General features: G+C 72.6%; 21 protein-coding genes and 1 tRNA gene. 2 read left to right on the plus strand and 20 right to left on the minus strand.

Features of this window, described 5'->3' with window-relative positions; translation table 11 throughout:
* Positions 1 to 198 precede the first annotated feature (198 nt).
* The 16 genes from ACWGKU_RS01090 to ACWGKU_RS01165 form a co-directional block, all read right to left on the minus strand.
* Positions 199 to 642, minus strand: a complete 444-nt coding sequence (locus ACWGKU_RS01090) for a hypothetical protein (RefSeq protein ID WP_401049824.1) — start codon at positions 640 to 642, stop codon at positions 199 to 201.
* A gap of 297 nt (positions 643 to 939) precedes the next feature.
* Positions 940 to 2,229, minus strand: coding sequence for an MraY family glycosyltransferase (locus tag ACWGKU_RS01095; protein WP_401049822.1), 1,290 nt, complete (start codon positions 2,227 to 2,229; stop codon positions 940 to 942).
* 172 nt (positions 2,230 to 2,401) lie between these two features.
* Positions 2,402 to 3,682: a serine hydroxymethyltransferase gene (locus ACWGKU_RS01100; protein ID WP_401049819.1), complete on the minus strand. Its 1,281-nt coding sequence runs from the start codon at positions 3,680 to 3,682 to the stop codon at positions 2,402 to 2,404.
* 121 nt (positions 3,683 to 3,803) lie between these two features.
* Positions 3,804 to 4,445: an arsenate reductase/protein-tyrosine-phosphatase family protein gene (locus ACWGKU_RS01105; RefSeq protein ID WP_355252781.1), complete on the minus strand. Its 642-nt coding sequence runs from the start codon at positions 4,443 to 4,445 to the stop codon at positions 3,804 to 3,806.
* A gap of 32 nt (positions 4,446 to 4,477) precedes the next feature.
* Entirely contained in the window at positions 4,478 to 5,125 is a 648-nt protein-coding gene (locus ACWGKU_RS01110) for an L-threonylcarbamoyladenylate synthase (RefSeq protein WP_359899969.1), read from the minus strand.
* Positions 5,126 to 5,305: 180 nt separating this feature from the next.
* The gene (gene prmC, locus ACWGKU_RS01115; protein WP_401049816.1) at positions 5,306 to 6,172 is read right to left on the minus strand and encodes a peptide chain release factor N(5)-glutamine methyltransferase; all 867 of its coding nucleotides are present in this window, start codon (positions 6,170 to 6,172) and stop codon (positions 5,306 to 5,308) included.
* Positions 6,173 to 6,230: 58 nt separating this feature from the next.
* Complete coding sequence (gene prfA / locus ACWGKU_RS01120; protein WP_387690898.1) at positions 6,231 to 7,307, minus strand: peptide chain release factor 1; 1,077 nt, start codon at positions 7,305 to 7,307, stop codon at positions 6,231 to 6,233.
* Positions 7,308 to 7,439: 132 nt separating this feature from the next.
* The gene (gene rpmE, locus ACWGKU_RS01125) at positions 7,440 to 7,661 is read right to left on the minus strand and encodes a 50S ribosomal protein L31 (protein ID WP_030235761.1); all 222 of its coding nucleotides are present in this window, start codon (positions 7,659 to 7,661) and stop codon (positions 7,440 to 7,442) included.
* 138 nt (positions 7,662 to 7,799) lie between these two features.
* The gene (locus tag ACWGKU_RS01130) at positions 7,800 to 8,936 is read right to left on the minus strand and encodes an LCP family protein (RefSeq protein ID WP_452177026.1); all 1,137 of its coding nucleotides are present in this window, start codon (positions 8,934 to 8,936) and stop codon (positions 7,800 to 7,802) included.
* A gap of 140 nt (positions 8,937 to 9,076) precedes the next feature.
* Positions 9,077 to 11,200, minus strand: a complete 2,124-nt coding sequence (rho, locus tag ACWGKU_RS01135; RefSeq protein WP_401054412.1) for a transcription termination factor Rho — start codon at positions 11,198 to 11,200, stop codon at positions 9,077 to 9,079.
* A gap of 603 nt (positions 11,201 to 11,803) precedes the next feature.
* Complete coding sequence (gene thrB / locus ACWGKU_RS01140; protein ID WP_359899979.1) at positions 11,804 to 12,742, minus strand: homoserine kinase; 939 nt, start codon at positions 12,740 to 12,742, stop codon at positions 11,804 to 11,806.
* 364 nt (positions 12,743 to 13,106) lie between these two features.
* Positions 13,107 to 14,207: a threonine synthase gene (gene thrC, locus ACWGKU_RS01145; RefSeq protein ID WP_452177027.1), complete on the minus strand. Its 1,101-nt coding sequence runs from the start codon at positions 14,205 to 14,207 to the stop codon at positions 13,107 to 13,109.
* A gap of 10 nt (positions 14,208 to 14,217) precedes the next feature.
* Positions 14,218 to 15,510: a homoserine dehydrogenase gene (locus ACWGKU_RS01150; RefSeq protein WP_401051477.1), complete on the minus strand. Its 1,293-nt coding sequence runs from the start codon at positions 15,508 to 15,510 to the stop codon at positions 14,218 to 14,220.
* 138 nt (positions 15,511 to 15,648) lie between these two features.
* A complete protein-coding gene (gene lysA / locus ACWGKU_RS01155; protein ID WP_452177028.1) occupies positions 15,649 to 17,040 on the minus strand; it encodes a diaminopimelate decarboxylase in 1,392 nt (463 codons plus the stop codon).
* 89 nt (positions 17,041 to 17,129) lie between these two features.
* On the minus strand, positions 17,130 to 18,791 hold the full coding sequence (gene argS, locus ACWGKU_RS01160) for an arginine--tRNA ligase (protein WP_401051481.1): 1,662 nt from the start codon (positions 18,789 to 18,791) through the stop codon (positions 17,130 to 17,132).
* Between the two features lie 83 nt (positions 18,792 to 18,874).
* Entirely contained in the window at positions 18,875 to 19,366 is a 492-nt protein-coding gene (locus ACWGKU_RS01165) for a response regulator (RefSeq protein WP_452177036.1), read from the minus strand.
* 178 nt (positions 19,367 to 19,544) lie between these two features.
* Between ACWGKU_RS01165 and ACWGKU_RS01170 the strand changes: the two genes are divergently transcribed.
* A tRNA-Arg gene (locus ACWGKU_RS01170) sits at positions 19,545 to 19,616 on the plus strand.
* A gap of 139 nt (positions 19,617 to 19,755) precedes the next feature.
* Here the strand turns inward: ACWGKU_RS01170 and ACWGKU_RS01175 are convergent.
* From ACWGKU_RS01175 to ACWGKU_RS01190, 4 genes are all read right to left on the minus strand, one after another.
* Positions 19,756 to 20,733, minus strand: a complete 978-nt coding sequence (locus ACWGKU_RS01175; RefSeq protein ID WP_452177029.1) for a trypsin-like serine peptidase — start codon at positions 20,731 to 20,733, stop codon at positions 19,756 to 19,758.
* Positions 20,734 to 20,863: 130 nt separating this feature from the next.
* Positions 20,864 to 21,814, minus strand: coding sequence for a carbohydrate kinase family protein (locus ACWGKU_RS01180; protein WP_401054780.1), 951 nt, complete (start codon positions 21,812 to 21,814; stop codon positions 20,864 to 20,866).
* 81 nt (positions 21,815 to 21,895) lie between these two features.
* Positions 21,896 to 23,536: an MFS transporter gene (locus tag ACWGKU_RS01185; protein WP_452177030.1), complete on the minus strand. Its 1,641-nt coding sequence runs from the start codon at positions 23,534 to 23,536 to the stop codon at positions 21,896 to 21,898.
* Positions 23,537 to 23,758: 222 nt separating this feature from the next.
* On the minus strand, positions 23,759 to 25,483 hold the full coding sequence (locus tag ACWGKU_RS01190) for a DUF885 domain-containing protein (RefSeq protein WP_401044424.1): 1,725 nt from the start codon (positions 25,481 to 25,483) through the stop codon (positions 23,759 to 23,761).
* A gap of 119 nt (positions 25,484 to 25,602) precedes the next feature.
* On the opposite strand from ACWGKU_RS01190, the gene ACWGKU_RS01195 reads away from it, so the two are divergent.
* Entirely contained in the window at positions 25,603 to 26,358 is a 756-nt protein-coding gene (locus ACWGKU_RS01195) for a TetR/AcrR family transcriptional regulator (protein WP_401044426.1), read from the plus strand.
* Positions 26,359 to 26,483 lie beyond the last annotated feature (125 nt).

Consider the following 26,483-nt stretch of genomic DNA (forward strand, 5'->3'; position numbering starts at 1 on the left):
GGGTTTCTCGCCGACCCCGCGCGCCGGCGCACAGCACCACAGCGGGATCATCGAAGACTGCGCGGATTCGGGGGGCGATCGGTCCGCTGTCCGGACAGACCTGGCCTCTTCCCGTACTCCGTTGTTGCGACGGACGATAGCAGCCCGTCAGCGCGGCATAAACACCGCCCCCCTCGTTGGGGGGACAGTTGGGCCTCGTCACTGTTGACGCCCCTTGTCGGAGGGCTTGTCGCCCTTCTTTTCGGAGGCGTCGGGGTCGACGTAGAAGGTCTTGGCCTTGAGCGCACCACGCACCTGGAAGCCCGTCCAGATCAGGGCGCAGCCGAGCAGGGTGAAGGCGAAGGCCTGCCGGTTGAAGAGATCGGTGTCCTTGAAGACCGCGAGCACGATGCCGACCAGCAGGATCTGCGTGGTGTACACCAGCAGCGCCGCGGCCATCATGATCTGCGGGTTCGACCTGGTCAGCCGGTCGAGCGCGAACTGGCCGGAGGCGAAGAAGGCCATCACGAGCAGCGCACCGAAGAGGGCACCGAGCAGGCCCTTCCCACCGGCGACGGCGAAGCAGATCGCCATGGCGATGATCCCGGCGGCCGCAGTGGGAATCGCGGCGCCTCGGAGGATCCGGGCGTCGGTGGACGGCATGTCGGCAGCTCCGGCGGCATGTCGATGTGGCGGGGGACGGGCACAGCGGTGGCGGGTGACACCGGACCGAGGCATCGCCGCGGGCCGCCCATCGAAACGGCGGGCCCGGTGAGGGAGACCGACAGGGACGGAAGTCATCCACCTGTCAGGTCTTTCGGCGTGTTCTCGGTACTCGTGAACGGTATCACAAACTATTTGATGAGAGCTTTACCATGAATATGTGGCACCTGTCACACCAACGGCGCAACGGATCCGCCATTCGAGTGAACGCCATCCGATGGACCCTCAACTCCCTTGTCAGTGGCGGCCGGTGGCCTTGTGGTGGGGGTCGACCGCGGTGGAGCCCACGCCGGAGTCCCGGCCGGCTTCACCGAGGAGTTGCTTGTCCTTCGCCGACAGTTCGGCCATCGGACCGCTCTGCTGCCGCCGGTAGCGCGGGGGGACGAAGGACTGCACCGCCCGCGGGGCGCGCGGCCGGAACCGCGGGGTGAGCAGCACCACCAGGCCGACCAGGCAGAGCCCGGCGAGCGTCAGGACGACGGTGCGGCCGGTGTTGGTCACCGAGAAGGCCACCGAACCGAAGGCGATCAGCGCGGCCCAGAAGTACATGATCAGTACGGCGCGGCTGTGCGAGTGACCCACCTGGAGCAGCCGGTGGTGGAGGTGGCGCTTGTCCGCGGCGAACGGGGACTGGCCGGCCCAGGTGCGGCGCACCACCGCGAGCAGCAGGTCGGCCAGCGGCAGCGCGATGACCGTCAGCGGCAGCAGCAGCGGGATGTAGATCGGCACCAGGGCGTGCACGGCGGCGGTCTGCGAACCGGTCTCGTTGCTGATCAGGTCCGGGTCGACCCGGCCGGTGATCGAGATCGCGGCGACGGCCAGCATCAGGCCCAGCATCATCGAGCCGGAGTCGCCCATGAAGATCCGCGCGGGGTGCATGTTGTGCGCCAGGAAGCCCAGGCACATGCCGATCAGCAGCACGCTGAACAGCACGGCGGGGGCCGCGTCGGTGATCGTGTAGCCGTACCAGAGCCGGTAGCTGTACAGGAAGAAGGCCATCGCGGCGATGCAGACCATGCCGCCGGCCAGGCCGTCCAGGCCGTCGATGAAGTTCACCGCGTTCACCATGACGACGACCAGGGTGACCGAGATGACCATGCCCTGGGTCGGGCTGACCGCGACCGGGCCGACACCGGGCACCGGGAGGGTGATCACCGTGACGCCCTGCCAGACCATCACGCCGGCGGCGATCATCTGGCCGCCGAGCTTCACCAGCGCGTCCACGCCCCACTTGTCGTCGAGGACCCCGAGCAGGAACATGATCCCGGCGCCGGACAGCAGCGCGCGGATGTCGGTGCCCTGCGAGAACACCTTGCTCAGGTTGTCGAGCTGGGAGGCGACCAGGATGCCCGCGCACAGTCCGCCGAACATCGCGATGCCGCCGAGCCGCGGCGTGGGCTCGCGGTGCACGTCGCGGGCGCGCACCGGCGGCATGGCGCCGGCCGCGATGGCGAACTTCCGGACCGGGCCGGTCAGCAGGTAGGTGACGGCGGCGGTGCAGAACAGCACCAGCAGATACTCACGCACCACTGGCCTCCTGCATCACTGTCGAACGGGGAAGTACCGAAGGTACTCCCCTGCCTTCCCGGGGTTCGAGGTGCGTCGCCACGGCACACACCTTATTGAGTCGGACGCCGGGACCGTGCATCGCGGTTCGCCCTCCCGGGTAGGAGATCCGGATACCCGCGGAGAACCTCCGTCAGCCACGGTCGGCGAAGGCCAGCGCCAGCTCCCGGACCCGCGCCGCGGCGGGGGCGACCGCGCCCCCGGCGAGCACCCGCGCGATCAGCCCGGCGATCTCCGTCAGCTCGGGCTCCCCCATCCCCTGGCTGGTCACCGTGCCCGTGCCCAGCCGGATGCCGGAGGCCTCGGCGGCCGGCGCCGGGTCGTACGGCAGCGCGCACTTGCCGAGCAGCAGCCCGGCCGCCGCGCAGCGCCGCTCGGCCTCCGCTCCGGTCACCCCGAGCGGGCTCACGTCGGCGGTCACCAGATGGGTGTCGGTGCCGCCCGTCAGCGGGCGCATCCCGGCCTCCGCGAGCCCGCCGGCGAGCGCCCGCGCCCCGGACACCGCCCGCTGCGCGTACGCCCGGTACGCGGGCCCGGAGGCCTCCGCGAGGGCCACCGCCTTGCCGGCCACCTCGTTCATCGCCGCACCGCCCTGGCTGAACGGGAACACCGCCCGGTCGATCCGCTCGGCCAGCTCCGCGGTGCACAGCAGCAGCCCGCCGCGCGGACCGCGCAGGAGCTTGTGGGTGGCCGCCACGGTCACGTCCGCGTACGGCACCGGGGAGGGCGCCACCCCGGCCGCGATCAGCCCGGTGGTCTGCGCGGCGGAGGCGATCAGATAGGCGTCCACCTCGTCGGCGATCTCCCGGAACGCCGCCCAGTCCGGGTGCCGGGGGTGCGAGATCGAGCCCGCCACGATGGCCTTGGGGCGGTGCTCCCGGGCCAGGTCGCGGACCTGGTCGAGGTCGATCAGCCCGTCGCTCTCGCGCACGCCGTAACCGGTGAAGGCGAACCAGCGCCCGGAGAAGTTGGCGCGCGAGCCGCAGCTGAGGTGGCCGCCGTGCTCCAGCGACATCGCCAGCACTCCGTCGCCGGGCCGCAGCAGCGCCGCGTACGCCGCCAGCATCGCCGAAGTCGCCGACCGCGGCTGGACGTTGGCGTGCGGGGCGGCGAACAGCTCACGGGCCCGGTCGATCGCCAGCAGCTCGGCGGCGTCCGCCAGCGCGCAGCCGGTGTGGTGCCGGCGGCCCGGGTAGCCCTCGGCGTACTTGTCGATCAGCGGGCCGGTGAGCGCCGCCAGGACGGCGGGGGTGGTCAGGTTCTCCCCCGCCAGCAGCTGGATCGTTTCGGCGCGCCGCTCGGCCTCCGCGGCCAGCAGGTCGGCCAGCTGCGGATCGGCCCGGTGCAGCGCCTCGGACGCCCAGGGGCGCCCGGTCGTCGTGGTGGGGTCGGTCGCGGCATCGGTGACGGTCATGGCGGGGCTCCCGGGCGCTGCGGGGACTGTGTCACCCAGCGTAGGACCGCCGACCGCGCCCGGCCCGCCGAGCCACGGCCGGACGGCCCCATTCAGCGCCTCGGCGCCCGCCCGCGGGCCGTCAGCGCGGCGCGGGGACGCCGGTGAGCGCGGTGACCACCGGGTCGACCGCGTGGAATATCTCCTCGCCGCAGTTGCGGAACATGCCGATCGGCGCCCCGTACGGGTCGTCCAGCTCGTCCGACTCCGGGGTGGCGGCCAGCAGCCAGCCGCGCAGCGCGGCGGCCGCCCGGACCAGCGCGCGGGCCCGCTCGGTGACGTCGGCGCCGCGCCGGGGGTCCGGCAGGGTGCCCGGGTCTATCGTCCGCACCAGGCGGGTGAACTCCTTCAGCGTGAAGGTGCGCAGCCCCGCCTCGTGACCCATCGAGATCACCTGGGCGCGGTGGTCCAGCGTCGCGGTGAGCACCAGGTCGGCCTCGACCACGTGCTCGTCCAGCAGCTCGCGGCCGGTGAAGCCCCCGCTGTCGGCGCCGTACTCGTCGAGCACGGTCGCGGCGTGGTCCTCCATCGGCGCGCCCTCGTGGCCCCAGGTGCCGGCGCTCTCGACCAGGATCCGCCCGGCCACCCGGGGGCTCAGCCGGGTGTCCAGCTCACGCCGGGTCAGCCGCTCGGCGATCGGCGAGCGGCAGATGTTCCCGGTGCAGACGAACAGGATCCGGAAGTGGTCCAGCGGCCTGGGGCCCACGCTCAGGTACGGCGCTATGCCCGGCCCGGCGTGGAGCGAGGCGGTGGGCGTCAACTGCCGGCCTCCAGGTCGGGGACGACCTCCCTCAGCTGCTCGACACTGATCGCACCGGCCCGCAGCAGGACCGGGACCTTGCCCGTGACGTCGACGATCGACGAGGTGGCGGAGTCCTCGGCCGCCCCGCCGTCCAGGTAGACCGAGATCGCGTCGCCGAGCTGGGCCTGGGCCTCGTCGCAGGTCAGCGGGGGCGTCCCGCCGATCCGGTTGGCGCTGGAGACGGCCAGCGGGCCGGTGGCGTTCAGCAACTCGATGGCGACCGGGTGCAGCGGCATCCGGACCGCGACGGTGCCGCGGGTGTCGCCGAGGTCCCAGCGCAGCGAGGGCTGGTGCCGGGCGACCAGGGTGAGCCCGCCGGGCCAGAAGGCGTCGACCAACTCCCAGGCCTGCTCGGAGAAGTCGGTGACCAGGCCGTGCAGGGTGGTCGGCGAGCCGACCAGCACCGGCGAGGGCGTGTTGCGGCCCCGGCCCCGGGCGGCCATCAGCTCGGCGACGGCCTCCGGGGAGAAGGCGTCCGCACCGACCCCGTACAGGGTGTCGGTGGGCAGCACGACGAGTTCGCCGCGGCGGACGGCCGAGGCGGCCTCGCGCAGACCGGTGGCGCGGTCCCCGGCATCGGCACAGTCGTAGCGGCGGCTCATCGGTGCGGTCCCCTTCCGGAGTGGCTCATGGCAGTCACTACGGCCGCCACTGTGGTCACAGCGCGGCCTTGCGCGCTGTCGTGCAGCGCTTGGTGTTCACGACCCGACCCTCCGGGCGGTCGTACTGCGCCCGACTGTTCACGACCCGACCCTCCGGGCGGTCGTACTGCGCCCGACTGTTCACGACCCGACCCTCCGGGCGGTCGTGAAGCGCGGCCGGTTGTTCAGGTCGCGGTGGTCGGCGGTGTCCGTCCAGCCGTGTTCCTCGTTGAAGATCCACGGCACCTGGCCGCCCTGCTGGTCGGCGTGCTCGATGACCACCGCGCCGCCCGGGCGCAGCAGTCGGGCCGCGACCCGCTCGATGCCCCGGATGGTGTCCAGGCCGTCCTCGCCGGAGAACAGCGACATCTGCGGGTCGTGGTCGCGGGCCTCCGGCGCGACGTACTCCCACTCGGTGAGCGGGATGTACGGCGGGTTGGAGATGACCAGGTCGAAGCGGCCGTCCCAGGAGCGGTCGTCCTCGAAGGCCCTGGTGGCGTCACCGGCGTGCAGGGTGACCCGGGCGCGGTCCGGGCTGGCCTCGATGTTGCGCCGGGTGTACTCCAGCGCGCCCTCGTCCAGTTCGAAGGCGTGCACGGTCGAGCGCGGCAGCTCCTGGGCCAGGGCGAGGGCGATCGCGCCGGAGCCGGAGCACAGGTCCACCACCAGCGGCTCGGCCACGTCCATGTCGCGCACCGCGTCTATCGCCCACTCGACGACCGTCTCGGTCTCCGGCCGGGGCACGAACACCCCGGGGCCGACCTCCAGTTCGAGGTAGCGGAAGAACGCCCGCCCGGTGATGTGCTGGAGCGGCTCGCGTGCCTCGCGGCGGGAGACGGCCTCCCAGTAGCGGGCGTCGAAGTCGCCGTCCTTCACCGTGTGCAGCTGGCTGCGCTTGACGTTGTGGACGTAGGCGGCGAGCTCCTCCGCGTCGAAGCGCGGCGACGGCACGCCGGCCGCGGCCAACCGCTGGGTGGCCTGGGCCACCTCGGCGAGCAGCAGGTTCATCCGTACGACCTCTTGTTTCTCCGGCTCCGGGCGAAACGCGGGCTGGGGCGCGCCGGTCTCAGTTCTCTTGGGCCGCGGCGAGCTTGGCCGCCGCGTCCTTGTCGACGCAGGACTGGATCACCGCGTTCAGGTCGCCGTCCAGGACCTGGTCCAGGTTGTACGCCTTGAATCCGGTGCGGTGGTCCGAGATGCGGTTCTCGGGGTAGTTGTACGTGCGGATCCGCTCGGAGCGGTCCACGGTGCGGACCTGGCTGCGGCGCGCGTCCGAGGCCTCCCGCTCGGCCTCCTCCTGCGCGGCGGCCAGCAGCCGCGAACGCAGGATGCGCATCGCCTGCTCCTTGTTCTGGAGCTGGCTCTTCTCGTTCTGGCAGGACGCCACGATACCGGTCGGCAGGTGGGTGATCCGGACCGCGGAGTCGGTGGTGTTGACCGACTGGCCGCCGGGGCCGGAGGAGCGGTAGACGTCGATCCGCAGGTCGTTGGCGACGATCTCGACCTCGACCTCCTCCGCCTCGGGGGTGACCAGCACGCCCGCCGCGGAGGTGTGGATGCGGCCCTGCGACTCGGTGGCGGGGACGCGCTGCACGCGGTGCACGCCGCCCTCGTACTTCAGCCGGGCCCAGACGCCCTGGCCGGGCTCGGTGCTGCCCTTGGTCTTCACGGCCACCGAGACGTCCTTGTAGCCGCCGAGGTCGGACTCGTTGGAGTCGATGAGCTCGGTCTTCCAGCCGACCCGCTCCGCGAAGCGCAGGTACATCCGGAGCAGGTCGCCGGCGAACAGCGCGGACTCCTCGCCGCCCTCGCCCGCCTTGATCTCCAGGATGACGTCCTTGTCGTCGCTCGGGTCGCGCGGCACCAGCAGCAGCCGCAGCTCCTCGGTGAGCTCGTCCCGGCGTGCCTCGGAGTCCTTCACCTCGGCGAGGAACTCCGGTTCCTCGGCGGCGAGTTCGCGCGCGGCCTCGATGTCCTCGCCGGCCTGCCGCCACTGCCGGTAGACCCGGGTGATCGGGGTCAGCTCGGCGTACCGCTTGGCCAGCTTGCGGGCGTTGTTCTGGTCGGCGTGGACGGACGGGTCGGCCAGCCTCGTTTCGAGGTCGGCGTGCTCGACGAGGAGCTCTTCGACTGCCTCGAACATGGGGTGGCCTTCTTCCCGGGGACTCGGAAACGTGTGGGGGGTGGGGAACTCGCGGGGGGACGCGAACGGCGCCGGCCCCCAGCGCCCCCGACAACGAGTACGGGGGCACCGGGAACCGGCGCCGAGGGAGCGCTAGGCCTTCGCGCTGTGCTGCTTGCCGAAGCGGGCCTCGAAGCGGGCCACGCGGCCACCGGTGTCGAGGATCTTCTGCTTGCCGGTGTAGAACGGGTGGCACTGCGAGCAGACCTCGGCGCGGATCTCGCCACTGGTCTCGGTCGAGCGGGTGGTGAACTCGGCACCGCAGGTGCAGGTCACACGGGTGACCACGTACTCGGGGTGAACGTTGGACTTCAAGGGGTTCTCCTAGGTTTCGGGAGGGCACCGGGTCGGCGGCTGGAGCGCCGCACGTGAACCGGGACCGACGGACCAGTCTGCCAGGACCGGCCGCATCTTCCCAAACCGGGTCGCGTTCCGGGATATTCCGGGCGCCCCTCAGTGCGCCGTTCCGGCCTTCGGGGTGGCCTTCCCGGTGCCCCGTGCGGCCGTCGAGGGGGCCGCCGAGGGGGCGGCCGTGGGAGCCGCCTGGGCGGGGTTCTCCGGCTGCGCGGAGACGACCGCCGGCGGGAACGCCTGGTCGGCCTTGAGCGTCCCCCAGACCTGCCCGGCCTGCGGCTGCTGCTCGACCACCCGGTTCGGGTCGCTGGGCGCCGTCTCCACCGGCAGGGTGACCATGCTCAGCTGGTCCGGGCCTATCCCCTTGAGCTCCTGGGCGAGCCCGACCAGCGAGTTCACCGAGCCGAGCGCGGAGTCGGTGGTGATGCTCCTGGTCACGGTGTCGCCGATCGACCACAGCTTGACCGGGTTGGTGAGCATCCCGTTCCCCCCGACCTGCTGCAGCAGCGACTTCACCATCTGCTTCTGGAGCTCGATCCGGCCGAGGTCGCTGCCGTCGCCGACGCCGTGCCGGGTGCGCACGAAGGCCAGCGCCTGCCGACCGTCCAGGTGGTGCTCGCCGGGCGGCAGGTCGAGCCCGCTGTCCTGGTCGTGGATGGCCACCGCGGTGGTCACGGTGGCCCCGCCCATCGCGTCCACGACCCGGGCGAAGCCGGCGAAGTCGATCTGCAGGTAGTGGTCCATCCGCAGCCCGGTGAGCTGCTCGGTGGTCCTGACGGCGCAGACCGCGCCGCCGCTCTCGAAGGCGCTGTTGTACATCGCGCGCTTGGCGCCGGGCACGGTCCGGCCGCTCGGGTCGGTGCAGTCGGGGCGGGTGACCAGGGTGTCGCGCGGGATCGAGACGACCTGGGCGCGGGAGTGGTCCTGGTTGATGTGCACCACCATCGCGGTGTCCGAGCGGGCGGTGTCGCCGGTGTCCCCGCCCGCGATCGAGCCGTTGTCGCCGCCGCGCGAGTCGGAGCCGAGCACCAGGATGTTGAAGGAGCCGTCGGTGGCGGCCGGCGGCCGGGCGTCGCCGAGCCGGGCGTCGATGTCGACGCTCTTGATGTTGCCGTTGAGCCTGAACCAGGCGAAGAGGGCCGCGCCGGCGCCGAGGACGACGAGCGCGACGAACGCGCAGGCGGCCGTCCGCAGGACTCTGCGGCGGCGCCCTGGAACCCTCTTGTGTTCGGCCATACGGTCCAGAGTAAATCGGACAACATGATCCAAACGCCCTCAAGTTGTCCCGACTCTGGAACAAACCGGGCCGGACGCACGGAACCCCGGACCGCTCGCGCGATCCGGGGTTCCGTGCTCGGACAACCGTCCGGCTACGGTCAGTCGTTGGAGCCGGGGGTGGTCTTGGCGATCTGCATCAGGAACTCGGCGTTGCTCTTGGTCTGCTTCATCTTGTCCAGGAGCAGCTCGATCGCCTGCTGCGAGTCGAGCGCGTGCAGCACCCGGCGCAGCTTCCAGACGATGGCCAACTCCTCGCTGCCGAGCAGGATCTCCTCCTTGCGGGTGCTGGAGGCGTCCACGTCGACGGCCGGGAAGATGCGCTTGTCCGAGAGCTTCCGGTCGAGCTTGAGCTCCATGTTGCCGGTGCCCTTGAACTCCTCGAAGATCACCTCGTCCATGCGCGAGCCGGTCTCGACCAGCGCGGTGGCCAGGATGGTCAGCGAGCCGCCGTTCTCGATGTTGCGCGCGGCACCGAAGAACTTCTTCGGCGGGTACAGCGCGGTCGAGTCGACACCACCGGACAGGATGCGGCCGGAGGCCGGCGCGGCCAGGTTGTAGGCGCGGCCGAGACGGGTGATCGAGTCCAGCAGGATGACCACGTCGTGGCCCAGCTCGACCAGGCGCTTGGCGCGCTCGATGGCCAGCTCGGCGACGGTGGTGTGGTCCTCGGCCGGGCGGTCGAAGGTCGAGGAGATGACCTCGCCCTTCACCGACCGCTGCATGTCGGTGACCTCTTCCGGACGCTCGTCGACCAGGACGACCATCAGGTGGCACTCGGGGTTGTTGTGGGTGATCGCGTTGGCGACCGCCTGGAGCACCATGGTCTTGCCGGTCTTCGGCGGCGCGACGATCAGACCGCGCTGGCCCTTGCCGATCGGCGACACCAGGTCGATGATCCGGGTGGTCAGCACACCCGGGTCGGTCTCCAGGCGCAGCCGCTCCTGCGGGTAGAGCGGGGTGAGCTTGTTGAACTCGGGGCGGCCGCGGCCGCTCTCCGGGTCCATGCCGTTGACGGAGTCCAGCCGCACCATGGCGTTGAACTTCTCGCGGCGCTCGCCGTCCTTGGGCTGGCGCACTGCGCCGGTGATGGCGTCGCCCTTGCGCAGGCCGTTCTTGCGGACCTGGGCGAGCGAGACGTAGACGTCGTTCTGGCCCGGCAGGTAGCCGGAGGTGCGCACGAACGCGTAGTTGTCGAGGATGTCGAGGATGCCCGCGACCGGGATCAGGACGTCGTCCTCGCCGATCTGCGGCTCGGCGGGGCCGGCCTCGAAGCCGTCGCGGCCGCGACGGCCACGGCGGTCGCGGTAGCGCCCGCGCCGGCCACGGCGGCCATCGCCGAACTCGTCGTCCTCGTAGCCGCCCTGCTGGATCTGCGGCTGCTGGGCCTGCTGGGTCTGGCGGCCCTGCTGGTCGGCCTGGCCGCCCTGCTGCTGGCCGCCGCCCTGCTGGGACTGGCGGTCGGTGCGGTCGGTGCGGTCGGTGCGCTCGCGGCGGTTGCGGCGGTCGCGGCGCGACTCGCGGCTGTCGGCGTCCTGGGCCTCGCCGGCCTCCTGACGCTCGGTGCGCTCCGTACGCTCGGTGCGCTCGCCGCCCTCGCGGCGCTCACGCCGCTCACGGCGGTCGCGACGGCTCTCACGGCCGTCCTCACGGCCCTCGAAGCCGCGGGTCTCGGCCGGGCGGGCCTCGGCCTGCTTCGGCTCGGCGACCGCGACGGTGGCGGCCTCGGCCGGGGCCTCCGCGACCGGGGCGGTGGGCGCGCCGGCCGCCGAGGTGGCCCGGCGGCGGGTGCGCTCGGTACGGGCGGGCGCGGCGGTCTCGGCGGCGGCCTGGACCGGGATCTCGATCTGGGCCTGCGGCTCGGCGGCGGCCGGAGCCTCGGCCGTCTTGGCGGCGGCCTTGGTACGGCGGGCCGGCTTCTCGGCCGGGGCCTCGGCGTCCGCCTTGGCGGCGGTGCGCTTGGCGGCCGGGGCGGCGCCACCGGCGGCGAGCAGCGGGTCCCCGCCGCTCTTCTCCTTGATGGTCTCGATCAGCTGGCTCTTGCGCATGCGTCCGGTACCGGTGATGCCAAGGTCCGCGGCGAGCTTCTGCAGCTCGGCCAGGACCATGCCGTCCAGGCCCGCGGCGGCGCTGCGGCGGCGCCGGGCCGGGGCAGCGGGGGCGGCGGCTGCGTCCGACGCCTCGGCGTCCGGGCGCGCGCCCATCAGATCGGTGGAGTCGCTCACTAAGGGTCCTTCCCTGGAGCGGACGTCGGCCTGTCTGGCTCGGCGACCGGTTGTGCTGTCCTGACCAACGCTCGACTGCGTCGGTCCGAGGCGGTGATCCCTCGAATGGCGGGAGCCCGTCGAGGGAGAGCTACGTACGAGGTGCGGTGCTTGAAGCACGGTGGTGCTGAGTGGCGCGTGGGCCGGTCGTGTGTCGACCTCCCCTGAGGGCGTAACCCCCACGCTCCCTGCGAATCCCGGGCCCCCGTCGCGTGACGGTGGCCCGCGCTCCGCCCGTCCTGGCCTCAAGGTGGGAGGCCGCGGGTGGGAGTCAGGTGCCGTCACGGCTTCGGGATGCGGCCGCGTGTCGCGCAGGCAGGCTGCGTACGCGCTGCGGTGGGCTCCCGGAGAATCGTCGCCCCGTGCATCGCCGGGACTCCACTGCCGTGGAGTGCTGGGATCGGGACGCGGCGCACCTAGCCCCGGAGGGCACCTGGTGCAGCAATGAGGTTAACACTACCGACCCCCTCAGACATTCCCCAGCCTTGCGCTTGCCAATCGTGTCCGCCGGACCCGGCTCGGCAGGGTGCCGGCGCCGGGTCCCGAGCGGCCCGTTCGGGCTGCTCAGACGTCCAGCGGGAGCACGACGGCCCCGGTGCGGTCGACGTCCAGCCGGTGCGCGGCGAACGCCGGGTCGCCGCCGTGGCCGTGGTGCCCGGCGAAGGAGAGCACCTTGTCGGCGCCCGCCTCGTCGGTCAGCGCCAGGACGGTCGGGCCGGCCCCGGAGATGACCGCGGGGACGCCCTCGGCGCGCAGCGCGCCGACCAGGGCGGCGCTGTCCGGCATCGCGGAGGCGCGGTAGTCCTGGTGCAGCCGGTCCTCGGTGGCGGCGAGGAGCAGCTCGGGGCGCCTGGTCAGCGCCTCCACCAGCAGTGCGGAGCGGCCGGCGTTGACGGCCGCGTCGGCCAGCGGGACGGTCCTCGGCAGCAGCCCGCGCGCGGTCTCGGTGAGCACTTCGCCGGCCGGTACGAACACCACCGGGACGACCTGCTCGGACGGCTCCAGCGCGACCGCCTTGGCCGACTCCTCGTCGGTCCAGGCGATGGTGAAGTTGCCGCGCAGGCAGGCCGCGACGTTGTCCGGGTGGCCCTCCAGCTCGGAGGCGAGGGCCAGCAGCGCGTCGTCGTCCAGCGCGGACGGGCCGCCGATGGTCACGGCGCGGGCGGCGACGATGCCGGCGCAGATGGCGGCCGAGGAGGAGCCGAGGCCGCGGCCGTGCGGTATCCGGTTGGCGCAGACCACTTCGAGGCCCCGCGGCTGGCCGCCGAGCCGGTCGAAGGCGGCGCGCATCGAGCGGACCAGCAGGTGGCGCTCGTCGCGCGGCAGCGTGTCGGAGCCCTCACCGGCGATGTCGACGGAGAGGCCGGAGTCGGCGACCCGGACGACGACGTCGTCGTAGAGACCCAGCGCGAGCCCGAAGGCGTCGAAGCCCGGGCCGAGGTTGGCGCTGGTCGCGGGAACCCTGACCCGGACGGCGGCGGCACGGAACGCAGGACCGGCCATGCGGTGGACTCTCCTGGGGAAATCGGGCGGCGCGGAGCGCGTCGTCGGTGCGAGGGTGGGGAACGGACCGCGGCCCCTCGGGGGGCGGGCGGTCGCGACGGTCGGCTCGGCCCGGACCCGCCGGGCCCGGGGCATGTGCCGCACGGCCGAGGCCAGAGTATCGAAGAGAGGTTCCCCAGCGGTACACCCCGTGGGCCTTCGATCTGGTGTGTTGCCGGTTCTGGCCGGAATGCACACCCCCCTCCGTCAGAGGGAGGGCTGGAAACGGATCGCAATGCGCAGCCCAATTGACACAAAAGTGTCAGTCGAGAACTCCGACGGGCCGACCCCCGAAAGGGTCGGCCCGTCGACGTGCCGGCGCCCGTTACCGGTCGAGCAGTCCGAGGCTGCGGGCGGCCGCCTCCGGGTCGATCGGGACGATCTGCGGCTGCGGCGCGCCGGCCACCGCCCAGTCCGGGTCCTTCAGGCCGTTGCCGGTCACGGTGCAGACGATCCGCTGGCCCGGGTCGACCAGGCCGGCCTCCGCCTTGGCCAGCAGACCGGCCACCGAGGCGGCCGAGGCCGGCTCCACGAAGACGCCCTCCTGCGAGGCCAACAGCCGGTAGGCGGACAGGATCTGACGGTCCGTCACCTTGTCGATGAGGCCGCCGGACTCGTCCCGCGCGGCGAGCGCGAAGTCCCAGGAGGCCGGGTTGCCGATCCGGATCGCGGTGGCGATGGTCTGCGGCTTGAGCACCGGCGCGCCGTCCACGATCGGGGCCGAGCCGGAGGCCTGGAAGCCCCACATCCGCGGGGTGCGGGTGGCGAGGCCGTCCGCGGCGTACTCGCGGTAGCCCTTCCAGTACGCGGTGATGTTGCCCGCGTTGCCGACCGGCAGGACGTGGATGTCCGGGGCGTCGCCGAGCATGTCGACGATCTCGAAGGCCGCGGTCTTCTGGCCCTCGATCCGCACCGGGTTGACCGAGTTGACCAGCGCCACCGGGTACTTCTCGGACAGTTCGCGCGCGAGGGTGAGGCAGTCGTCGAAGTTCCCGTCGACCTGCAGGATCCTGGCGCCGTGCACCAGCGCCTGGCCCATCTTGCCGAGGGCGATCTTGCCCTGCGGGACGAGCACCGCGCAGACCATCCCGGCCCGCACCGCGTACGCGGCGGCGGAGGCCGAGGTGTTGCCGGTGGACGCGCAGATGACCGCCTGCGCGCCCTCCTCCTTGGCCTTGGAGATGGCCATCGTCATCCCGCGGTCCTTGAAGGAACCGGTCGGGTTGGCGCCCTCGACCTTGAGGTAGACCTCGCAGCCCGTGCGCTCGGAGAGCACCTGGGCGGGGACCAGGGGCGTGCCGCCCTCCAGCAGGGTGACCACCGGGGTGGCCGCGGTGACCGGCAGGCGGTCCCGGTACTCCTCGATCAGGCCGCGCCACTGGTGGGTGTGCGCGCCTCGGACGACGTTCTCGGCAACGGCGTTCATGGCTGGTTCCTTATTCCCCTTCGACCCTCATGATGCTGGCCACGTCCCGCACGCTGTCCAGCGCGCGGAGCTTGTCGACCGTCGCCGACAGCGCGGCGTCGGTGGCACGGTGGGTGACCACGACGAGCGAGGCGTCGCCGTCGCGGCCCTGCTGGCGCACGGTGTCGATGGACACGCCGTGCTCGGCGAAGACGGACGCGACCTGCGCGAGCACGCCCGCGCGGTCGTCCACGTCCAGGCTGACGTGGTAGCGGGTGACCACCTCGTCCATCGGCTTGGCCGGCAGCCGGGTGTACACCGAGTCACCGGGACCGGTGGCGCCGGCCAGCTTGTTGCGGCAGACCGCGACCAGGTCGCCGAGCACCGCGGAGGCGGTCGGCGAACCGCCCGCGCCCGGGCCGTAGAACATCAGCCGGCCGGCCGCCTCGGCCTCGACGAACACCGCGTTGTACGCCTCGCGGACGGAGGCCAGCGGGTGCGACAGCGGGATCATCGCCGGGTGGACGCGCGCGGTGACGGACTCGCCGTCCGCGGCCCGCTCGCAGATCGCGAGCAGCTTGACCACGCAGCCCATCTCCTTGGCGGAGGCGATGTCGGCCGCGGTCACCTCGGTGATGCCCTCGCGGTAGACGTCCGCCGCGGTGACCTTGGTGTGGAAGGCGATGCCGGCCAGGATCGCGGCCTTGGCGGCGGCGTCGAAGCCCTCGACGTCGGCCGTCGGGTCGGCCTCGGCGTAGCCCAGCGCGGTGGCCTCCTCCAGCGCCTCCGAATAACCGGCGCCGGTGGTGTCCATCTTGTCGAGGATGAAGTTGGTGGTGCCGTTGACGATGCCCAGCACCCGGTTGACCTTGTCACCCGCGAGGGACTCGCGCAGCGGACGCAGCAGCGGGATCGCGCCCGCCACCGCGGCCTCGTAGTACAGGTCCACCCCGGCCGCGGCGGCCGCGGCGTGCAGCTCGGTGCCGTCCTTGGCGAGCAGCGCCTTGTTGGCGCTGACCACCGAGGCGCCCTGCCCGAAGGCGGACAGGATCAGCGATTTGGACGGCTCGATGCCGCCCACCACCTCGACCACCACGTCGATGTCGCCCCGGTTGACCAGGGCCTCGGCGTCGGTGGTGATCAGGTGCTCGGGGACGCCCGGGCGGGTCCGCCCGGCGCGGCGGACCGCGATCCCGGCCAGCTCGACCGGAGCACCGATGCGAGCGGCGAGGTCGTCGGCCGTCGTCGTCATGATGCGCGCCACCTCGGAGCCCACCACACCACAACCCAGCAACGCCACCTTCAGCGGGCGCGTACGCATCATCCGACTCCGCTCTGCATTCATCAGCTTCGGTAATTTCCGGCGGGTTTTCCTGGACCGCCGGGAACTTCGGTCCGTACCAGTCTCCGGGACTTTCCGTACGGATCTACGGTCGTTCCATGATCTGAGACAAGGATTTCGTCATCCGATATCCAGACGCAGGAGATCCTCCTCCGTCTCGCGCCGGACGATCACCCGCGCCGCACCGTCCTTGACGGCGAGCACGGGGGGCTTGAGGGCGTGGTTGTAATTGCTCGCCATCGAACGGCAGTAGGCGCCGGTGGCGGGCACCGCGATCAGGTCGCCGGCGGTCAGGTCGGCCGGCAGGAAGGCGTCCCGGACAACGATGTCGCCGGACTCGCAGTGCTTGCCGACCACCCGCACCAGCATCGGCTCGGCGTCGCTGGTGCGCGACACCAGGGCCACCGAGTACTCGGCGTCGTACAGCGCGGTGCGGATGTTGTCGGACATCCCGCCGTCCACGCTGACGTAGGTGCGCAGGCCCTCCAGCGGCTTGACGGTGCCGACCTCGTACAGCGTGAACGCCGTCGGGCCCACGATCGCCCGGCCCGGCTCCACGCTCAGCCGGGGGGTGTCCAGGTTCGCGGCGGCGCACTCGCGGCGGACGATGTCGGCCAGCGCGGCCGCGATCTCGGCCGGCTCGCGCGGGTCGTCCTCGCTGGTGTACGCGATGCCGAGGCCGCCGCCGAGGTCGATCTCGGGCAGCTCGACGCCGTGCTCGTCGCGGATCCCGGCCAGCAGGCCGACCACCCGGCGGGCGGCCACCTCGAAGCCGGCCATGTCGAAGATCTGCGAGCCGATGTGCGAGTGGATGCCGCGCAGCTCCAGGCTGTCGTGGCCGAGCGCCCGGCGCACCGCCTCGGCGGCCGCGCCCCCGGTGAGGGACAGGCCGAACTTCTGGTCCTCGTGCGCGGTGGCGATGAACTCGTGGGTGTGCGCCTCGACGCCGACGGTGATCCGGATCAGCACCTGCTGGCGCACGCCCTGGCGGGCGGCGATCGCGGCCAGGCGCTCGATCTCGTCGTAGGAGTCGACCACGATGTGCCCGACGCCGGTCCTCACCGCGTGTTCGAGCTCGTCCGCCGACTTGTTGTTGCCGTGCAGCGCGATCCGCCGCGGCGGCATCCCGGCGGCCAGCGCGACCGCCAGCTCGCCCGCGCTGCACACGTCGAGGTTGAGGCCCTCCTCGTGCAGCCAGCGCACGACGGCCTTGGAGAGGAACGCCTTGCCGGCGTAGTAGACGTCCGCCTCGGTGCCGAAGGCGTCCCGCCAGGCGCGCGCCCGGGAGCGGAAGTCCTCCTCGTCCAGCACGTAGGCGGGGGTGCCGAACTCGGCGGCCAGCCGCTTGACGTCGACGCCGCCGACGGTGGCCACGCCCTCGGCGTCGCGGGCGACGGTGCGCGACCAGACCTTGGGGTCGAGCGCGTTCAGGTCGGCGGGCGGGGCCTGGTAGTGGCCCTCGGGCAGGACGTCGCCGTGGCGGGGGCCTGCCGGGTGTGCGGAGCGGCTCATCTTCGTAGATCCTTCGAGACCTATGGCGAGGGGCGGCGACGGTCCCCGTTGACCGTCAGCCGCCCCCGCTGTGCGCTTGGGGGTGGTGCCTACATCCGCTCGGGCGCCGTCACGCCCAGGAGCGTGAGGCCGTTGGCGAGCACGGTGCGCGTCGCCTCGACCAGCCAGAGGCGGGCGCGGTGCGTGTCGTTGAGCTCCTCGTCGCCCTTGGGCAGGAACATGCAGTTCTCGTACAGGCGGTGGTATTTGCCCGCGAGCTTCTCCAGGTACACGGCGACCCGGTGCGGCTCGCGCAGCTCGCCGGCCGTGGCCAGCACCCGCGGGAACTCCGCGAGGTGGCCGAGCACGTCGGACTCCCATTCGGTGGCGAGCAGCTCGGGCTTGAACTGCTCGACCGTGCCCTTGTCCACGCCCAGCTCGGCGGCCTTGCGCGCCACGCCGCACATCCGGGTGTGCGCGTACTGGACGTAGAAGACCGGGTTCTCGTTGGTCTGGCTGGTCAGCAGGTTGATGTCCAGCGTGATCGTCGAGTCCGTGGAGGAGCGCGCCAGGGTGTAACGGGCGGCGTCCACGCCGATCCACTCGACCACGTCGTCGATCGTGATGATGTTGCCGGCCCGCTTGGACATGCGGACCTCTTCGCCGTCGCGAAGCATCTTCACGAACTGGCCGATCTTCACCTCGATGTTGTGGTTCATGTCGTCGCCCGCGCAGGCCGAGATGGCCTTGAGGCGGTTGACGTAGCCGTGATGGTCGGCGCCCAGCATGTAGAGCGCGACCTCGGCGCCGCGGTCCCGCTTGGACAGGTAGTACGCGGCGTCGGCGGCGAAGTAGGTCTTGTCGCCGTCGGCCTTGATCAGGACGCGGTCCTTGTCGTCACCGAAGTCGGTGGTGCGCAGGAAGACCGCGCCGTCCTGCTCGAAGACGTGGCCCTGCTCGCGCAGCCGGTCGATGGCCTTCTCGACCGCGCCGGAGTCGTGCAGCGTCTTCTCCGAGAACCACACGTCGAAGTGGGTGCCGAACTCGTCCATCGAGCGCTGGATCTCGGACACCATGAGCTTGAGGCCCTCGGTGCGGAAGACCTGCAGCTGCTCGTCCTCGGGCAGGTCGAGCACGCCCGGGACCGCGTCGGTGAGCGCCTTGGCGATGTCGACGATGTACTCGCCGACGTACCCGCCCTCGGGCACCTCGCGGCCGTTCGCGGCGGCCTGCAGCGAGGCGGCGAACTTGGTGATCTGCACACCGGCGTCGTTGAGGTAGTACTCGGTGGTGACGTCGGCGCCGGAGGCCCGCAGCACGCGCGCCAGCGAGTCGCCGACGGCGGCCCAGCGGACGCCGCCGATGTGGATCGGGCCGGTCGGGTTGGCGGAGACGAACTCCAGGTTGATCTTCAGGCCGCCGAGGGCGTCGTTGCGGCCGTAGGCCTCGCCCGCCTCGACGATGGTGCGCGCCAGCGCACCGGCGGTGGCGGTGTCCAGGGTGATGTTCAGGAAGCCCGGACCGGCGATGTCGACCTTGGCGACGCCGGTGATCCCTCGCAGTCGCTCGACCAGCAGCTCGGCAACGGCTCGCGGCGGCTTGCCGGCCGCCTTGGCGAGCTGGAGGGCCACGTTCGTCGCGTAGTCGCCGTGGTCCCGGTTCTTGGGCCGGTCGACCGTCACGTGCTCGGGCACGGCGACGGCCAGCTCGCCCGCCTCGACGGCGGAGCTCACTGCGGCCTGGATTGCCTGGGAAAGGTCTGCGGGGGTCACGACGCCAAGCGTAGGCGAGACGGGGTGCCCGCCCGCCACTCGGTTTACCGGTTGAGACGCCGGGGTGCCGTCGTTACGGGGTCTCAGCCGCGATCGGTGCGCCCTGTTCGCTCAGGGCGAACTGCGGCGGCGGCTTCACCGGCCCTGTCGCCGGCCTGCTCGCCGTCCTCCTCGCCGGCCTCTTCGCCGGGCGGCCCGCCGGGGTGCCCGGTGAGCCGCATCAGACGTCGCACCAGGTCCACCAGGTCGGCCGGATCGAAGGGCTTGCCGAGGTAGCCGTCCACCCCGACCGTCTCCCCCAGGTCGAGGTCCGCCGGGGTGCAGGCGCTCACGATCGCGATCGGCAGCCGGCTGGTGTCCGGGGTCGCGCGCAGCCGGGCCGCCGTCCGCAGGCCGTCAAGCCGCGGCATCACCACGTCCAGCGTCACCACGTCCGGCTGCACCCGGCGGATGACCTCCAGGCACTCGGCGCCGTCGGCGGCGGTCACCACCTCGAAGCCTTCGAGCTCCAGGTTGACCCTGATCAGCTGGCGGATCACCTCGCTGTCGTCCACCACGAGGACCCGCCCGGACACTCCCGACACCTCACCGAGGGTATCGGCGGCCCCGCCGCCCCGTCCGGCCTTTGGGCACTTCCGCTCCCCCGCCCGCCGGGCCGCCGCGACGATCTTCGGGGAAACCCGTGCACGGGCCGCGTCCGAAGCCTGGTAGTGTTCTCCACGTCGGAAGCGCGAGCAACCGACAGGCCAACAGGCCCCCGTAGCTCAGGGGATAGAGCACCGCCCTCCGGAGGCGGGTGCGTAGGTTCGAATCCTACCGGGGGCACTCACGCAGTGATGGCGAGAGTGTAATCAGGGCCCAGATCAGTGGAGTTGATCCACGATCTGGGCCTTTGTCGTGTTCCGGGCCCGGTGGGGCCGGACGGGGCCGGACCGGGCCCGGCGCGGAACCGGGCCCGACGGGCTCAGGAGGCGGCCGCCTCCGCCTGGGCGTACAGGTCCGCGATGGCGTGGTCGAAGTAGGCGCTGTAGGAGATGTCGTCGGTGTCGCCGCCCTGCTGATAGCCGCCGATCGCGCCGATCACGTCGCCGGTGGCCGTGTTGATCCAGGGGCCGCCGCTGGTGCCGGACGGGTAGGCCGGGCAGTGCACCACCCGCTGGTAGGCGCTCTGCTGCCCGGTGCTGTTGGTGCACAGCAGGGGCGTCTCGGAGTCGGCGGGGTAGCCGTAGAGCCGGACGGTGGCGTCGAACGGCTCGTCGGCGCCCAGCCGGTTGCCGCCGACCACGTCCTCGACGTTGCGGCCGTTGCTGGGGGCCGTCTCCAGGATCGCGAAGTCCTCGTCCACGTCGCCCTTCCGGGCCCAGCCGGCGGTGGTGTGGATCGCGGTCACCTGCCAGGTGCCGTACGGGGCGGAGCCGTCGCGGTAGCCGGGGGCGAAGGTGACGCCGTCGGTGCTGCTGAGGCAGTGCGCGGCGGTCAGCAGCAGGTTGGCGGTGGCGCTGTGCAACACGCTGGCGGTGCAGAAGTGGTTGCCGGCCGCCAACGCGCCGCCGAACAGCGCACCGACGGTCCCGGCTTCACGGTCGCCGGCCGGGGCCGGGCCGGTGGTGCCGAGGGCGACGTCGGAGGCGGCGGGGGCGGCGGAGGTGGCGGCCGCGGTGGACGGGTCGACCGGCGGCGGGGCGGCGGTCGGGGTCGCGGGCGCGGGCGCGGAGGACGCGGGGGCCGCGACCTGGGTGGCCGCCGCCGGATCGGTGGCCGGGGCGGGCGCGGCGGCGGCACGGGTGCTGCGGGCCGCCTTCCCGGCGGCCGTCGCGTCCGACAGGTCCAGCCCGTGCGTCCCGCTCAGCAGGGCGGCGACCGCCACCGCGGACAGCACGGTGAACAGGGACGGGGCCAGGAGTCTGCGGCGGCGCGACCTCTGGCGGCTGTGCTTGCCCATGCCTGTTTCTCCTGCCGGGGCGATCGGGGGCGGCGTTCGGTCAACGACTATGCCGCCTCAGCCTGGTAGGGGCGTGACCGGCTCCTTGGAGCTCGATGAGAAACCCGCCACCCGGCCGCACCCCCCGGCGTCACGGACCGGCGAGCACCGCATCCAGTTCGGCGGCTCCGACGAAGGCGGTGTGGGTCCCGGCGGCGGTGCAGGCGAAGGCCCCGGCCACCGTACCGGCCCGGGCGCAGTCCAGCGGCGAACGGCCCTGGAACCAGGCGTACAGGAAGCCCGACACGAAGGCGTCCCCGGCGCCGTTGCTGTCCACCACCGGGCGGCCCGGGTCGACGGCCGGCAGGTGGCGCGGCGCGGGGTCGTCCCGGGTGAGCAGGTGGCAGCCCTCGGCGCCGGCGGTGGCGACGACCACCCGCGCGCGCCCCTCGGCGAGGATCGCGCGCATCACCTCCTCGTGCCGGCCGGGGCAGCCGGCCGCGGAGAGGAAGACCAGGTCGGAGCCGAGCGCGTACGCACGGCGGTACGGGTCGACGCCGTCCCAGTCGTGCAGGTCGGTGGACGTGGTGCGGCCGAGGCGGTGGAGGTCGCCGTACATGTCCCGGTTGACGCCGGTGATGGACAGGTGGACGTGCCGGCTGCGCTCGGCGTACGGCAGGTAGAGGTCGCGCGGCAGCCGCAGGTCGGCGGGGTGGCGGGCGTCGAAGAAGGAGAACCGGCGGCCGGCCGCGTCCACCAGGTTGACCCCGCGCGGGGTGCCGTGCGGGCTCACCAGGTGCGCGAAGTGCAGGCCGTGGCGCGCGTAGTGGGCGCGGATCAGGTCGCCCTGGGCGTCGTCGCCGAGGAAGTCGATGAACGCGGTGCGCAGGCCGAGGTGGTGGGCGCCGAGGGCGACGCCGTTGCCGGTGTGACCGACGTAGTCCCGCACCGGTTCGACGAGCTGCGAGTCGCCGGGCGGGACTTCCAGCCGCTCGACCCGGACGATGGTGTCCACGCCGGCGCCACCGACGACGAGCAGGTCGAACTCGGGCTGCGCGGCCCCGGACGGCACGTTCTCGGGCGGCACGTTCTCGGACAGCACGGCGGCGCCTCCTTGATCCCTGGACGGTGGCCAGGAGTCAAGCAGGCGCCGGAGGTTGACTGCAAGACCTTGCTGCAAATTTCAATCGATCGACGGCCGCTCCGCTCCGGTCTCCACCCCGGCCTCCGCCCGCCCCTCGCCCGCGGGGCGGACGTTGGCCCTGACATCGGCCGCGGCCGCCGCCCGCAGGTCCGTCGGACGACCGTCCCCGGCCGGTACGGCCGCAGCCGGCGCCTCCGCCCCGGAGACGCCGCCCTCGACGGCGGTGGCCTCACCGGGCGCCGGCCGGTGGTTGATCATCAGCACCGCGACCAGCGCGGCCGCCAGCAGGACGCCCGTCGCCACCCAGGTCGCGACCACGTAGCCGTGCACCGCGCCCTCGGCCCGCACCGCCGGGTCGGAGGCGATCCGGGTGGCCAGGAAGCTCGCGGTGGCACTCGCCGCGATCGTGTTCAGCAGCGCCGTGCCGACCGAGCCGCCCACCTGCTGGGCCGAGTTGATGGTGGCCGAGGCCGCGCCGGTCTCGTTCGGGGCGACCCCGAGGGTGGCCAGGCTCATCGCCGGCATGAACACCAGGCCCATGCCGAAGCCGAGCAGCAGCTCGGCGGGCAGCACCATGCCGGCCCACGCGCTGTCCACCCGCATCTGGGTCAGCCAGGCCATCCCGGCCGCGGCGAGCAGCAGCCCCGGGCCGATCAGGTTCCGGGACGGCACCCTGGTCATCAGCCGGGCCGCGACGCCCGTCGAACTCAGCACGATGGCGGCCGTCATGGGCAGGAAGGACAGGCCGGACATGATCGGCGAGAAGTGCTTGATGGCCTGCAGGTAGTAGGTCAGGAACAGGAAGAGGCCGAACATGCCGACCATCGCCAGGCCCACCGAGAGCGCGCCACCACCGCGGTTGCGGTCGGCGACGATGTGCAGCGGCAGCAGCGGGTGCGCGGTGCGCCGTTCGACCAGCACGAAGGCCGCGAGCAGCGCCACGCCCAGGACCAGCGAGCCGATCACCAGGCCGTCGCCCCAGCCCCGGCTCACGGCCTCGGAGGTGCCGTAGACGATCGCCAGCAGGCCGCCGCAGCCGAGCAGTGCCCCGGGCAGGTCCAGCGGCGTCCGGCGGCCCTTCCCGACGTGGTCGCGCTTCAGCACGTTGAACGCCGCGAAGGCGGTGACGACGGCGATCGGCACGTTGACGAACAGGCACCAGCGCCAGTTCAGGTACTCGGTCAGCAGCCCGCCGGCGATGAAGCCGATCGCGGAGCCTCCGGCGGCGATCGCACCGAAGATGCCGAAGGCCGTACTGCGTTCCCGTGGATCGGAGAAGGTGGTGGAGAGCAGCCCCAGCGCGGAGGGGGCGAGCAGGGCGCCGAACGCCCCCTGCAGGGCACGGGCGCCGAAGAGCATGGCCGGGCCGACCGCCGCGCCGCCGAGGGCGGAGGCGAGGGCGAAGCCCAGCAGACCGACGGTGAAGACGCGCTTGCGGCCGAAGAGGTCGCCCAGCCGGCCGCCGAGCAGCAGCAGACCGCCGAAGGCGAGCGTGTAGGCGGTGATCACCCACTGCCGGTCGGCGTCCGAGATGCCCAGGTCCCGCTGGGCGGACGGCAGTGCGATGTTCACGATGGTGATGTCGAGCACGATCATGAGCTGGGCGGTGGCGATGACGGCCAGCGCCCACCAGCGGCGGCGATCCGCGTCCTCATGACCGGTGACGGTTTGCGAAGTCACTGATCGAGCCTTCCGGAGTGGGGCGGAGAGGTCACGCAGTCGCCTTCCAGCCAAACTCCGCTCCGGACGGATGGCAAGGAAAAACCTCACCAAATCGGACTTGGGGGACAAAAGAACCAGGCCCCCGGGACTCCGGACCGAGTCCCGGGGGCCCGGTTCCCGGCCCCGCGGCCACCGCCGGCGCCGCGCCGTGCCCGACGCGCGCTCGACGGAGCACGGCCGTCAGAGCGCCGAGAGCTCCTCGACCAGGTCGTCCAGGCCCAGCGAGCCCTGCGAGAGCGCCGCCATGTGCCAGGCCTTGAGGTCGAACTCCTCGCCGCGCGCCTCGTGCGCCGCCTTCGCCGCCGCCCGTCCGCGCAGCCAGGCGCGCTCGCCGAGCTTGTAGCCGATCGCCTGGCCGGGCAGACCCAGGTAGCGGACCAGCTCGCTGTCCAGGAAGTCGGCGGACAGGCCGCAGTACAGGCCGAAGAACTCCCGGGCGTTCTCCGGGGCGACCGGCTCGCCCGGCTTGTACGGGGAGTCCGCCGGGAAGTCCAGGCCCACGTGCATGCCGATGTCGACGATGACCCGCAGCGCGCGCATCATCTGCGCGTTGAGGTAACCCAGGCGGTGGCCCGGGTCGGTCAGGTAGCCGAGCTCGTCCATCAGGCGCTCGGCGTACAGCGCCCAGCCCTCCAGGTTGGCGCTCACCCCGCCGAGGCTCACCTGGTAGGTGGAGAGCCGGTCGGCGACGTAGTTCCACTGCGCGAGCTGGAGGTGGTGGCCCGGCACGCCCTCGTGGTACCAGGTGGAGACCAGGTCCCAGACCGGGAAGCGGTCCCGGCCGACCAGCGGCAACCAGGTCCGCCCGGGGCGGCTGAAGTCCAGCGAGGGCGCGGTGTAGTACGGCGCGGCGGCGCTGCCGGCCGGGGCGATCCTCGACTCGACCCGGGTGACCGGCTCGGCCAGGTCGAAGTGGGTGCCCTGGAGGTCCCGGACGGCCTGGTCCATCAGGCCCTGGAGGTACTCCCGGGTGGCCTCGGCGCCCTCGATGGCCGGGCCGTCGGTCTCCAGCCACTGCATCGCCGCCAGCGGGCCCGCGCCCGGCAGGACCTTCTCGGCCTCGACCTCCATCTGCGCCAGCAGGTCGTGGAACTCGCTCCACGCCCAGGCGTAGGCCTCGTCCAGGTCCAGGTCGGCACCGGTCCAGTAGCGCACCCAGCGGACGTAGCGCTCCCGGCCCGCGGTGTCCGGAGCACCGGCCGCGGCCGGGCCGTACACGTCGCGCAGCCAGTCGCGCAGCTCGGCCAGCGCCTCGGCGGCGGCCACCGCGTGCTTCGACAGCTCGGGCCGCAGGGCCTCCGGCGCCCCCTGGACGAACTGGCCGAACCAGGCACCGGGCACCCGCTCGTCGGCCGGCGTGTCCTCGCCCAGCCACTCGGCGAACTGCCCGAGCACCGTGGTCACCTGGCGCGGGCCGGACAGCAGGCCGCGCTCGACGCCCTCGGCCAGCGTCCGCCGGTACTGCTCGAACGCCACCGGGATCCTCGCCATGCGGCGGCCGACCACCTGCCACTCGGCCTCGGTGTCGGTCCCCATCAGGGTGAAGGACTCCCGCAGGTCGTGCACCGGGGAGCCGAGGTTGCGCAGCGAGCGGAAACTCTCCCCGGCCTCGTGGACGGCGAGTTCGGCGGACAGCCGCTCGCGCAGCAGCCGGGCGCAGCGGCGCTCGGCCTCGTCCTCGGCCGCGCCGGCCCGCTCGGCCTCGTCGAGCTTCGCCAGGGTGCGGCGGGCGAGGTCGGCCAGGGCCTCGGGGCCGGCCGGGGAGAGGTCGGGCAGCCGGTCGTCATCGAGGTTGAGGCCGAGGTACACCGCGGTCAGCGGGTCGAGCTCGGCCAGTTCGCGGACGTGGTCGTCGGCGATGCGGCGAGGGGTGGCGCCGTCGGCGGTGATCAGTTCTTCACGCATTCCGACATCATTTCGTGGTGCGGCCGCTTTGCAACCCCTTTGCGAGTGGGGTTCGCCTGCGAAAATCCGTTCGGCGCGACAGGATCGGATCGGCCCGACGCCCATTACGCTTGGCCGCCATGGAAGCCAGCCCCACCTCGGCAGGTCAGGCGCCCGTCCCGGCCGCGTCCGAGCCGCGTCCGCGCCGCACCGGCTACCGACGGCTGCCGGTCCAGCAGCGACGCGAGCAGCTGATCGCGGTCGCCCTGGAGCTGTTCGCCTCCCGGCCACCCGAGGAGGTGAGCCTCGACGACGTCGCCGAGGCCGCCGAGGCCTCCCGCCCACTGGTGTACCGCTACTTCGCGGGCGGCAAGCAGCAGTTGTACGAGGCCGCGCTGCGCACCGCGGCGGACGAGCTGACCAGCCGCTTCGCGGTGCCGCTGCGCGGGACGCCGTCCGAGCAGCTGTCGGCGGTGCTGGACGGCTACTTCGCCTTCGTGGCCGAGCACGACGCGGGCTACTCGGCGCTGCTGCGCGGCGGTTCGGTGGTGGAGACGGCCCGCACCTCGGCGATCGTGGACGACGTCCGGCGGGCGGCGCTGCGGCGCACGCTGCGGCACCTGGGCGTGCGGGAGGCCGGGCCGCGGCTGACGCTGCTGGTGCGCTCGTGGATCGCGGTGGTCGAGGGCGCGTCGCTGAGCTGGCTGGACGAGGGGCGCGCGCTGCCGGTGACGGAGCTGCGCGACTGGCTGGTGGACCAGTTCACCGCGATGGCCGCGGCGACGGCGCTGCACGACCCGCAGACGGCCGAGGTGCTGGCGGGGGTGCTCGCGCTGGAGGGGCCCCGGCCGCAGCGGGCGGAGCGGCTGCGGGCGGTCCTGGGCGGCGCTTCGTAGCTCGCGGTTCCGGGGCCGGACGCCCTCTCCGCTCCAGGGCCGCAGGACTTCAGGGCCGCACGACTTCGCGACCGCGGGTCGCGGCGGCCCTCCCGACCCCCGTGCCAAGGGTCGGGGCGGCCTCG

Source organism: Kitasatospora sp. NPDC054768, assembly GCF_053612025.1.

What these genes read in the sequence shown, in the direction of transcription:
- ACWGKU_RS01090 (WP_401049824.1), bottom strand. Translation starts at nt 642, where the DNA reads ATGCCGTCCACCGACGCCCGGATCCTCCGAGGCGCCGCGATTCCCACT.
- ACWGKU_RS01100 (WP_401049819.1), bottom strand. Translation starts at nt 3,682, where the DNA reads ATGACCGTCACCGATGCCGCGACCGACCCCACCACGACGACCGGGCGC.
- ACWGKU_RS01110 (WP_359899969.1), bottom strand. Translation starts at nt 5,125, where the DNA reads ATGAGCCGCCGCTACGACTGTGCCGATGCCGGGGACCGCGCCACCGGT.
- prmC (WP_401049816.1), bottom strand. Translation starts at nt 6,172, where the DNA reads ATGAACCTGCTGCTCGCCGAGGTGGCCCAGGCCACCCAGCGGTTGGCC.
- prfA (WP_387690898.1), bottom strand. Translation starts at nt 7,307, where the DNA reads ATGTTCGAGGCAGTCGAAGAGCTCCTCGTCGAGCACGCCGACCTCGAA.
- ACWGKU_RS01130 (WP_452177026.1), bottom strand. Translation starts at nt 8,936, where the DNA reads ATGGCCGAACACAAGAGGGTTCCAGGGCGCCGCCGCAGAGTCCTGCGG.
- thrB (WP_359899979.1), bottom strand. Translation starts at nt 12,742, where the DNA reads ATGGCCGGTCCTGCGTTCCGTGCCGCCGCCGTCCGGGTCAGGGTTCCC.
- thrC (WP_452177027.1), bottom strand. Translation starts at nt 14,207, where the DNA reads ATGAACGCCGTTGCCGAGAACGTCGTCCGAGGCGCGCACACCCACCAG.
- ACWGKU_RS01150 (WP_401051477.1), bottom strand. Translation starts at nt 15,510, where the DNA reads ATGATGCGTACGCGCCCGCTGAAGGTGGCGTTGCTGGGTTGTGGTGTG.
- lysA (WP_452177028.1), bottom strand. Translation starts at nt 17,040, where the DNA reads ATGAGCCGCTCCGCACACCCGGCAGGCCCCCGCCACGGCGACGTCCTG.
- ACWGKU_RS01175 (WP_452177029.1), bottom strand. Translation starts at nt 20,733, where the DNA reads ATGGGCAAGCACAGCCGCCAGAGGTCGCGCCGCCGCAGACTCCTGGCC.
- ACWGKU_RS01190 (WP_401044424.1), bottom strand. Translation starts at nt 25,483, where the DNA reads ATGCGTGAAGAACTGATCACCGCCGACGGCGCCACCCCTCGCCGCATC.
- ACWGKU_RS01195 (WP_401044426.1), top strand. Translation starts at nt 25,603, where the DNA reads ATGGAAGCCAGCCCCACCTCGGCAGGTCAGGCGCCCGTCCCGGCCGCG.